The sequence below is a fragment of the Sphingobacterium sp. T2 genome, from assembly GCF_000814685.1.
GTDB classification, from domain to species: Bacteria; Bacteroidota; Bacteroidia; order Sphingobacteriales; family Sphingobacteriaceae; genus Sphingobacterium; species Sphingobacterium thermophilum.
This window is the reverse complement of sequence record NZ_JXAC01000074.1, coordinates 1-5752: the sequence shown is the minus strand read 5'-3', so window position 1 is coordinate 5752 and position 5752 is coordinate 1. Positions and strand designations below refer to the sequence as shown.

General features: G+C 42.1%; 4 protein-coding genes and 2 pseudogenes. 1 reads left to right on the top strand and 5 read right to left on the bottom strand.

Annotated elements, in window-relative coordinates; genetic code table 11:
• Positions 1-8: 8 nt before the first annotated feature.
• The 3 genes from SD31_RS05720 to cdaA form a co-directional block, all read right to left on the bottom strand.
• Positions 9-755 carry an FAD-binding oxidoreductase gene (locus SD31_RS05720; RefSeq protein WP_039053424.1) on the bottom strand — a complete coding sequence of 249 codons (747 nt, stop codon included), beginning with the start codon at positions 753-755 and terminating at the stop codon, positions 9-11.
• A gap of 1 nt (position 756) precedes the next feature.
• Positions 757-1665 (bottom strand): DUF1338 domain-containing protein, encoded by a 909-nt coding sequence (locus SD31_RS05715; RefSeq protein WP_039053423.1) that lies wholly within the window; start codon positions 1663-1665, stop codon positions 757-759.
• 127 nt (positions 1666-1792) lie between these two features.
• Entirely contained in the window at positions 1793-2587 is a 795-nt protein-coding gene (gene cdaA, locus SD31_RS05710; protein WP_039053422.1) for a diadenylate cyclase CdaA, read from the bottom strand.
• Positions 2588-2699: 112 nt separating this feature from the next.
• On the opposite strand from cdaA, the gene SD31_RS05705 reads away from it, so the two are divergent.
• Entirely contained in the window at positions 2700-3419 is a 720-nt protein-coding gene (locus tag SD31_RS05705; RefSeq protein ID WP_039053421.1) for a pyridoxine 5'-phosphate synthase, read from the top strand.
• Positions 3420-3472: 53 nt separating this feature from the next.
• Here the strand turns inward: SD31_RS05705 and lepB are convergent.
• Positions 3473-4919 (bottom strand): annotated as a pseudogene (gene lepB, locus SD31_RS21185) (signal peptidase I).
• A 42-nt stretch (positions 4920-4961) separates the two neighbouring features.
• A pseudogene (gene dapB / locus SD31_RS05695) lies at positions 4962-5679 on the bottom strand (4-hydroxy-tetrahydrodipicolinate reductase).
• Between the last annotated feature and the right edge of the window lie 73 nt (positions 5680-5752).

Here is a 5752-nt window from a genome sequence, read left to right as displayed (position 1 = left end):
TCCTTGATTTACAAAAGTATACCAGAGAGCATACGTTGGAGGTGGAAGGAGTACCTCTCTGAGTCGGTTCTAAGGTTCGTATTTCTACGCTCGATAGATCGCTTCGGATATTGTTTACGGATTTCCTCCTGGTTATGAGGGTCTCCTAGCAAAGTCCGTATCTGACGGTACACTTGTCCTTCTAACGATGGCAGAGTACACTTCTCTTCAAAGTCATCGAGCGACAGCTCAGAAAAGCGAACCTTAGAACCATCAGAGAGGTATCCTTCCACCTCCAACGTATGCTCTCTGGTACTTTTGTAAATCAAGGAGTTCGACCCGCAGGAGTTGTTACCGACCATCCCTCCAATCATGGCCCTATTGGCCGTGGAGGTTTCCGGTCCGAAGTACAAGCCATGCGGACGCAAAAACATGTTAAGTTCATCGCGTATCACTCCCGGCTGCACTTTCACCCACTGCTCATCCGTGTTGAGTTCCAAGATACGGGTAAAGTGCTTGGATACATCCACTACAATACCATTGCCCACCACCTGTCCTGCAAGAGAAGTCCCCGCTGTTCGTGGAATTAAAGAAGTGTTATTCTCTCGTGCAAAAGAGATCAACAATTCAATATCGGTTTCATTTTTAGGGATAGCTACAGCCAATGGTATCTCCCGGTATGCCGACGCATCGGTGGCATACAGCAACCTCATCTTTTCATCATAAAAAAGATCGCCCGAAAGCGATTCTTTTAATAACTGTAACTTCTCTTTCACCCTAAGAACCCTTTATCTGTGATGTATAGGTGCTCTCAAAAATCTTGTCTGCATTGTTGGTCTCAAAGCCATCACGACGATGTGAAGGACGGATTTGATCTTTAGGTAGATGCCTGAACTCCGGAAGTACCGAACGTTCCGCAAATTCTACATAGCTTCCTGCTATTTCCAAAGTCTTGCCGTCCGCAAAGGTAGCATCATATAATGCAGATACCGTACTGCTCTGACGCAACAGACCATCTGCACTGGTCTTAATAAGCCCTCCGGAATTATTGAGCTTCACGCCTATACTTACCAGAAAGTCGTTAAACGCTTCCAAAGTATTATATCCTTCCTTCAGCTCATGAATGCTAATGGTATAGTGGTTCAGATAGTAGCGGTTGTAAATCACCCATGCTGCATATTCACTCTCATTAAGCAGTGTTTGATACTCCTCCGAAGTAGGGAGCCCCCATAATGGTTTCTGCAGAAATGCCGCCACTTCTTCCCCATTGCTCAAATCCAAGTCATCCACAGGATCTGAAGTAATAGGATTGGTATATTTGTATATAATGTCCTGAGCTTCCTTACTCAACTCGTGCACACGCAGTTCCGACACGAAAATACGTGGATAACCTTCTTTTGGTGGAGAATACCAATAAGCATTTAACTTCTTCCCTTCAAAGTGGAAATAGTCACGCTTCTGATAACCATAAGCGAGAAAAATCTTTTCAAAAGAAGCTATTCCCAGATTGGGTACCCCTAAGGTTCGGAAAGCGATGTGGTCGTTGACAATATCATCCTGAGAGCTGACAACACCTTTTTCCAATAAAGCATTTGTGATTTTATCCACATCGGCTACATTCTGACGATAATGTTCGAACAGATCGTTCAAAACAATATCCAACGGATTATTTTCTTCGAAATGCATGGCATCAAAATTTTAGGTTTACTAAGGTAAATTTAGTAAAATCATTTTGATTTTCATACGGAGTCGAAGCAATTTCTTCGAAGAATGTTCGGAATATTTACAAATCGGTGAAATATAATTCAATATATTAAAGTTCTTCTTTTAAGGTCTGTTCTAACTCTTCCGCTGTAAGATTCATGTTGATATTACCATCCTTTGCAAAAGAAATTTCCCCAGTTTCTTCAGAAACTATTACCGCAACAGCTTCCGACACTTCCGTAACACCAATGGCAGCTCGGTGCCTCAAACCGAAATGTGGAGGAAGGTCCTCACTATCCGACAAAGGAAGCACACAGCTTGCAGTCATGATTCTGAAGTCTACAATGACTACCGCTCCATCATGCAGGGGACTATTCTTAAAGAATATGCTTTCCAACAAACGCTTGGATATCGGAGCATCGATATATTCACCACTGGATTGGTAATATTCCTCGTCAAAATATCGGGAAAAGACGATTAGAGCTCCCGTCCTTGAACGCGACATGCTGCGACAAGCTTCCACTATTGTTTTTATCTGCTCCGAATGATCCTCCTGTGCTGTCTTCTTTGCTCCTATGAAAGTCAGGAAAAGCTTCTTACGTCGCAATGAAATGTTTTTTCCTACGTGTAGCAGAAAACGACGGATTTCCTGTTGAAACACAACAATCAATGCTATGGATCCTACAGAGATGAAACCGCCAAAAATTTCGGTCAGGAGACGCATCTCCAACTGCTTCACCACCAGATATATCCCATAGAAGAGAGCTACACCTAACAGAATATTGACAGCAATGGTTCCCTTGATCAAACTATAGATATAATAGATAATCACTGCCACCAGCAAAATATCTATCACATCCAGCAACCTGAACCCTTCGAGAATATTGAAGCTTAGTCCGTCCATTATGTTGCAATTTAAAAAATTATAGCAATATTTTTTGCTCGGCTAGAGAATATAATTTGATATCAGTACTCAAGATTATTAATTACATTTGTGATAATAAGACTATAACGAGATGACAAGACTATCTGTAAACATCAATAAAATAGCAACCTTACGCAATTCCCGCGGAGGTAATGTGCCTAACTTACTGGCTGCGGCCTTAGCTTGTGAACGTTTCGGTGCTCAAGGCATTACTGTGCACCCTCGTCCCGATGAGCGTCATATCCGCTATAAGGATGTGTATGACCTGAAAGCTGAGATTACTACAGAATTTAACATAGAAGGAAACTGCCAAGAAAAAAAATTCGTAGACCTAGTATTGGATGTCAAGCCGGCACAGGTGACATTGGTACCGGATGCCACCAACCAACTTACCTCTAACCACGGTTGGGATACCATACAGAACAAAGAATATCTGAAGGAGATGGTAAAAATCTTCAAAGATGCCGGAATCCGCGTTTCAATCTTTGTTGATCCAATAGAAGAGATGGTCGAAGCCGCCGCAGAAACCGGAACCGACCGCGTAGAACTCTATACGGAAGCGTATGCCGCCCAATATGGTTTCGACAAAGAAAAAGCAATAGAACCTTACTTCAAAGCAGCCTTAAAAGCTCGCGAAGTAGGATTAGGATTAAATGCAGGTCACGACCTTGACCTGAATAATCTAGCTTATTTCAACCAGCATATTCCGGGACTTTTGGAAGTAAGTATAGGTCACGCCTTAATTTCAGACGCTCTCTATCTAGGATTGGAAGAGACGATAAAGCGTTACCTTGCGGCCTTAAAAGCATAAAAGTTACCTAACAAAAAAGATGGAAGTCCGACCTTTTTTGTTAGGTATATTCTCTATTTTATTCCCTTAAAAATTCTGTTCCAGCGAATTTTTGACAGGAACGAACCATCCTTGTCGTAACTCAACCAAGTGAACAAGGCTTTCCCCACAATATGATCTTCCGGTACGAAGCCCCAGCCACGAGAGTCGTACGAATTATGACGGTTGTCACCCATCATCCAATAATAATCCATCTTGAAGGTATAAGTATCTGTTTTCTGTCCGTTGATATAGATGTCGTTATCTTGGATTTCCAAGGTATTACCTTCATATACAGTAATAGCACGCAGATACAAAGGTAATGTCCATTTATCTAATTTGACGGTCCACCCTTTGTATGGTACTTTTATAGGTCCAAAGTTGTCATATGTCCACGGTCTTTCGTTCCAATCGTACTCCGGAAAAGCAATCGCTGTAGGATTTTCCGTGTCTGTGCCGAAGATAATTTCTTTAACCTCCTGTACGTTGGACCAAGATTTAATCATTTCGCTTCGCCCTTGGTGATGTGCAAAACATACAAACCTCTCGAAGGATCTGTTAATTTCCAATTCCACAGTCAAAACGGTTTTTCAGAAGGATATCCTGCGATAGGCCGTAAGGTTCGGTCACAACAATATAAGAGGTCTGCAGGTCTTCCGAGTCGTAGCTCGGCTTTCCATTAACCAGTAACTGCGCATTTACCATGGACACCTCATCCCCTGGAAGTCCTACACAACGCTTGATGTAGTTCTCTCTTTTATCTATAGGACGCTTAAATGGTTCGTCAGCTTCCATAGGAAAGTTAAACACCACCACATCATTACGCTCTATCTTCTGAAATCCAGGAAGTCTTTTGTAAGGAATCTGTATCAGCTCCGAATAAGCTTTTCCTCCAAAGAGAGGCATCGTATGATGTGCAAAAGGAAAAGCAATAGGCGTATTTGGAATCCGAGGACCATAGTTAAGCTTACTAACGAAAAGGAAGTCGCCTACCAGCAGCCTACGCTCCATAGAGCCGGTAGGAATCATATACGCTTCTATCAGGAATCCACGTATCAAGGAAGCAGCTACAGTAGCAAAAATGATGGCGTCAGCCCACTCTCGTGCTGTACTTTTCTGATAGGGATATTGCTTTTTGAATTCTTCTGTTGCCGACTTACCTCGATAAGTCACCTGAGGATCTCTTCCCCATAGTGGCAAGAAAATGAAAGGCAACAGCACCGCCACCGCATTTTCCCAAAAGCGCTGCTTGCCAAAAGATTTCAGCAAATCAAAATAAAGAGTATAGAAAATAAAAATATTGACGATAGGCACCAAAAGAAGAATCACCCACCAAGTAGGTCTTCCAACAAGTTGTGCCATCACATATTCACGGTAGAAGGGAATAACAGCTTCCCATCCTTGTTTTCCTGCCTTTTTAAACAACAGCCACAGTCCGTAAAGGGATGCAACTGTCAGAATTCCGAAAATTATATACCACATAGATGTTTCGTAATATGGAGCTGCCTACTGGCAACAATAATGTTATTTGTTAAAATCAAAGATATCCGTAATCTGATAGAATCCTTTTTTGCCGTACAGCCATTCAGCAGCGATGACAGCGCCCAAAGCAAACCCCTCGCGGTTATGAGCTGTATGCTTAAATTCTATCTGGTCTACTTCAGAGCTATACAACACGGTATGTGTTCCTGGCACCTCTTCAATGCGTAAACTTTCAATAAGCAACTCATCCGGCTGATTTACAACCTGCTTATCGGAGCCTACCAACTCATTTACCCATTTTGTTTTGATATCGCTATGTTCAAGGATTCCTTCGGCGATAGTTATTGCTGTCCCACTTGGCGCATCCAACTTGTGGACATGATGAATCTCTTCGACCTGCACATCGTATTGATGGTATGGTCGCATCGCTTTGGCCAACAACTTGTTTATATGAAAAAAGACGTTTACGCCTATACTGAAGTTTGATCCGTACAACATGGATTGGTTTGCTTCTAAGCAGATTTCTTTCACTTCCTGCAAATGCTCATACCATCCTGTTGTCCCTACCACAATAGGCACATCAGCCTCAAAACATAAACTTATGTTGGCAAGTGCCGCCTCAGGAGTGCTGAAATCTATGGCCAAATCTACGTCCGCCAAATCTTCGGCTTCAATAGTATCTCTGTTGCTGGAATCCACGATAAGAGCAATTTCATGACCTCTTTTGAGTTGCAAATTTCTTCAACTCAATTTGCCCCATTTTGCCGTAGTCCAATAAKACGTATTTCCATAATTTAGTTTTCAGCTATTAAAAGTTAAAATTTAACTTCAAT

What these genes read in the sequence shown, in the direction of transcription:
- SD31_RS05715 (WP_039053423.1), bottom strand. Translation starts at nt 1,665, where the DNA reads ATGCATTTCGAAGAAAATAATCCGTTGGATATTGTTTTGAACGATCTG.
- cdaA (WP_039053422.1), bottom strand. Translation starts at nt 2,587, where the DNA reads ATGGACGGACTAAGCTTCAATATTCTCGAAGGGTTCAGGTTGCTGGAT.
- SD31_RS05705 (WP_039053421.1), top strand. Translation starts at nt 2,700, where the DNA reads ATGACAAGACTATCTGTAAACATCAATAAAATAGCAACCTTACGCAAT.